Source organism: Streptococcus sp. 4155, from assembly GCF_013276695.1.
Classification (GTDB): Bacteria; Bacillota; Bacilli; order Lactobacillales; family Streptococcaceae; genus Streptococcus; species Streptococcus pseudopneumoniae.
In genome coordinates, this window is the sequence record NZ_VMLM01000098.1 from 1 (window position 1) to 3635 (window position 3635).

Consider the following 3635-nt stretch of genomic DNA (forward strand, 5'->3'; position numbering starts at 1 on the left):
TTACGAATGAATTTGATTGTTGGTATTATCAATCATGAACTAGGATTCTAGTTTTGCAGGAAGTCTATTGTCAAAAATGTGATGGTAATCTTGTCCATCGACTGTCAGGTGACGTTCATAAATGCCTGAAGTCACGACAGATTGATTGACAACGGGAATGGTCATTAAGTGATTTCCCCTCGGATTGGCTGAATCTTGAATCTCGATTTGCCAAGGGTTATCCCCTCTTGCCTGATTTTTTCCAATGGTCAGGATACTCCCTCCCAGATTGATCAAGGCAGAAGTCATACCCTCTTTTCTAAGAAATTGGGCACCCTTTATCTGCACTATAACCCTTGACTAAACAACCTAAATCGATTTTCATTCCTTTCTGCTTTAAGAATACAATGGAAGTAGAAGAATCTAACTCGATATCATGAGGATTGATTAGAGACAGCACCGCTTCAATTTCTTGAGGTTGTGCAGCTTTGGCATCTGAAAAACCAATGCGCCAGGTTTGAATTAGGGGATCAATACTGATGTTGAGCTGGCTATAGAGTGCTAGGCTATGCTCTAAACCAAGTGAAATCAGTTCAAACAGGTCTGGATGAACAGTGACGGGGGCTATTCCTGCTTGATAATTGATTTCCATCAACTCAGATTCTTGACTATTGGCATTGAAATGGTATTCAAGCTTTTTGAGCAAATCAAAGGATTTTTAGAGTAAGATATCTGCTCACTCATTAACTAATGAAATAGTGATAGTGGTTCCCGTTAGGAGTTCAGAATGTGAACGAAGAGGCAAGCTAGCAACTTTTTTCTTTTGTAGAAAATAAGTTGCAATATCAAATAATTATATAAATGGAAGACCTTGTATTTTATTTTCATGTTATTATAATACCATAAAGCTAGAATTTTCATAAATTAAATTTGGAAAAAGTCAAGAAATATGCTTAAAAAAATTCATTAGGCTTGAAATTAGGATAAATGGAGAATTGTTTTTGATAAAAAATGATAAAGTAATAGCAAACCTCTGGTAAACGCTGACAATAAATGGTATACTAGTAAGGTAAATTTAGAATGAAAGTAGGAAATTTTTTATGAGTAAAATTGTTGTAGTCGGTGCTAACCATGCTGGTACAGCATGTATTAATACTATGTTGGATAATTTTGGAAATGAGAACGAAATTGTTGTATTTGACCAAAACTCTAGCATCTCTTTCCTAGGGTGTGGAATGGCTCTTTGGATTGGTAATCAAATTGACGGTGCTGAAGGCTTGTTCTATTCTGATAAAGAAAAATTGGAAGCTAAAGGTGCTAAGGTTTACATGAACTCACCTGTTCTTTCAATCGACTATGATAACAAAGTAGTCACAGCCGAAGTTGAAGGAAAAGAGCACAAAGAATCATACGAGAAATTGATTTTCGCTACAGGTTCTACACCAATCTTGCCACCAATAGAAGGTGTTGAAATTCTTAAAGGAAACCGCGAATTTAAAGCAACTCTTGAAAACGTACAATTCGTGAAATTGTACCAAAACGCTGAAGAAGTGATCAATAAACTTGCTGACAAGAGCCAACACCTTGACCGTATCGCCGTTGTTGGTGGTGGTTACATTGGTGTTGAACTTGCTGAAGCCTTTGAGCGTCTTGGAAAAGAAGTTGTCCTTGTCGATATCGTTGATACTGTCTTGAACGGTTACTATGACAAAGACTTTACACAAATGATGGCGAAGAACTTGGAAGACCACAACATCCGCTTGGCTCTTGGTCAAACTGTTAAAGCAATCGAAGGTGACGGTAAAGTTGAACGCTTGATTACCGATAAAGAAACTTTTGATGTGGATATGGTTGTTCTTGCGGTTGGTTTCCGTCCTAACACAGCTCTTGCTGACGGTAAGATTGAACTCTTCCGAAATGGTGCTTTCCTTGTAGATAAGAAACAAGAAACTTCAATTCCAGGTGTATTTGCAGTTGGTGACTGTGCGACTGTCTATGATAATGCTCGTAAAGACACAAGCTACATCGCCCTTGCTTCAAACGCAGTTCGTACTGGTATCGTTGGTGCCTACAATGCTTGTGGACATGAATTGGAAGGAATCGGTGTTCAAGGTTCAAACGGTATCTCAATCTATGGTCTTCACATGGTTTCAACTGGTTTGACTCTTGAAAAAGCAAAAGCTGCAGGTTACAATGCGACTGAGACAGGATTTAACGATCTTCAAAAACCAGAATTCATGAAACACGATAACCATGAAGTAGCGATTAAGATTGTCTTTGACAAAGATAGCCGTGAAATTCTTGGTGCCCAAATGGTTTCACACGATATTTCAATCAGCATGGGAATTCACATGTTCTCACTTGCTGTCCAAGAGCATGTAACAATTGATAAATTGGCATTGACAGACCTCTTCTTCTTGCCACACTTCAACAAACCATACAACTACATCACAATGGCTGCCCTTACAGCTGAAAAATAAAAATGATGAACTATCTGGTCTTAAGTTAAGGTCGGATAGTTTTTTAGGTACGACGGGTCATGGCCTACATCTGAGGAACAAGTCCTCTGTGGGCACTAGCTACCGATGAACCTAATAGCGACCCTCAATCCTGACTATCGTGAGGTAGCGGACGAAGACGGTCTGGAGATAGACCCTGACGTTAGAATAAAAACCGTTAGAGGAAAGAATAGCGAAATCCTGGTTCTAGGAACAGAGAGGTGCTAGGAAAGCCTATCTAGCAGATGAGATAGCCAAGACCTCTAAAGTCCAAATAGGTAGTCGTAACTTATATCTGTAAGTCATGAAAGTAATTGAATTCGGACTAAGGTTTGTGTGAAAAAGATAAATCTTCCTAGAGTCCAAAGATTCTGCGTCCGATTTCCTATTTTCACTGTAACCTTTTAACGTCCTCTGTTATAAAGGAAGAAAGATCTAGGACTGATCCCGTGAGGTTTCATGAGCGCCTAAAGCATAGTAACAAGGAATCATGAGAAGTCAGCAGAAGCCATAGTAGTGATGAAGTTTCTGTAGTAGTATTAAATGGTCCAGTTGTATTTCCCAAAAGATGTGCCAATACAATGTATTACATAAATCGAATTTTAAATCTTAGGAAGTAGAAATTTTTAATGGTAGTAGATTTTCAAAGTGGTGAAATATGTTGAGGAATTTATTTTCTTTTCAAACATCAGATATTATTTATTTTGATAATGCAGCTACAGTTCCCAAGCCAAAAGCTGTTGTTAATAAATTAACAGAAGTTTATTCAGGAATTCCAATAAACATTAAGAGACATAATTCAAAAAATGATTTAATTTTTTCTAATGAATATGAGGCTGTTAAGAAAAAAATTAAAAATTTTCTAAGTGCCAGTAACTACAATGTGCTTTTCACTAAAAGTGCTACGGAGGCTTATAACTTACTTAGTAGGTCTATAAAATATAATAAAGGTAAATTAGGTGTGTCTGTATTAGAACACCATTCTAATTATTTACCTTGGAAAATGTTATAGTTGCTTAGTTTCAAACAAGCATGTTATAATAAAGCTATGGCATATAGTACAGATTTTAAACAGCGAGCATTAGATTACATCAAAGAGGGGGCACAGCCATGTCGAGGCAGCCAAGGTTTTTGATGTTGGCGTCAGAACTCTCTTCA

Annotated in this window: 2 protein-coding genes and 2 pseudogenes; 3 read left to right on the plus strand and 1 reads right to left on the minus strand. The window is 37.4% G+C overall.

The features are described from left to right. Positions 1 to 63: 63 nt before the first annotated feature. Positions 64 to 784 (minus strand): annotated as a pseudogene (locus tag HT715_RS10585) (FAD:protein FMN transferase); the annotation flags it as partial. A 295-nt stretch (positions 785 to 1079) separates the two neighbouring features. On the opposite strand from HT715_RS10585, the gene HT715_RS10590 reads away from it, so the two are divergent. The 3 genes and pseudogenes from HT715_RS10590 to HT715_RS12100 all read left to right on the plus strand — a co-directional run. Continuing rightward, positions 1080 to 2459 (plus strand): FAD-dependent oxidoreductase, encoded by a 1380-nt coding sequence (locus HT715_RS10590; protein ID WP_000036802.1) that lies wholly within the window; start codon positions 1080 to 1082, stop codon positions 2457 to 2459. 676 nt (positions 2460 to 3135) lie between these two features. After that, complete coding sequence (locus HT715_RS10595) at positions 3136 to 3489, plus strand: aminotransferase class V-fold PLP-dependent enzyme (protein WP_000945719.1); 354 nt, start codon at positions 3136 to 3138, stop codon at positions 3487 to 3489. Positions 3490 to 3525: 36 nt separating this feature from the next. After that, a pseudogene (locus HT715_RS12100) lies at positions 3526 to 3635 on the plus strand (IS630 transposase-related protein); the annotation flags it as partial.

Coding starts and splice junctions, on each gene's coding strand:
- HT715_RS10590 (WP_000036802.1), top strand. CDS start 1,080: ATGAGTAAAATTGTTGTAGTCGGTGCTAACCATGCTGGTACAGCATGT.
- HT715_RS10595 (WP_000945719.1), top strand. CDS start 3,136: ATGTTGAGGAATTTATTTTCTTTTCAAACATCAGATATTATTTATTTT.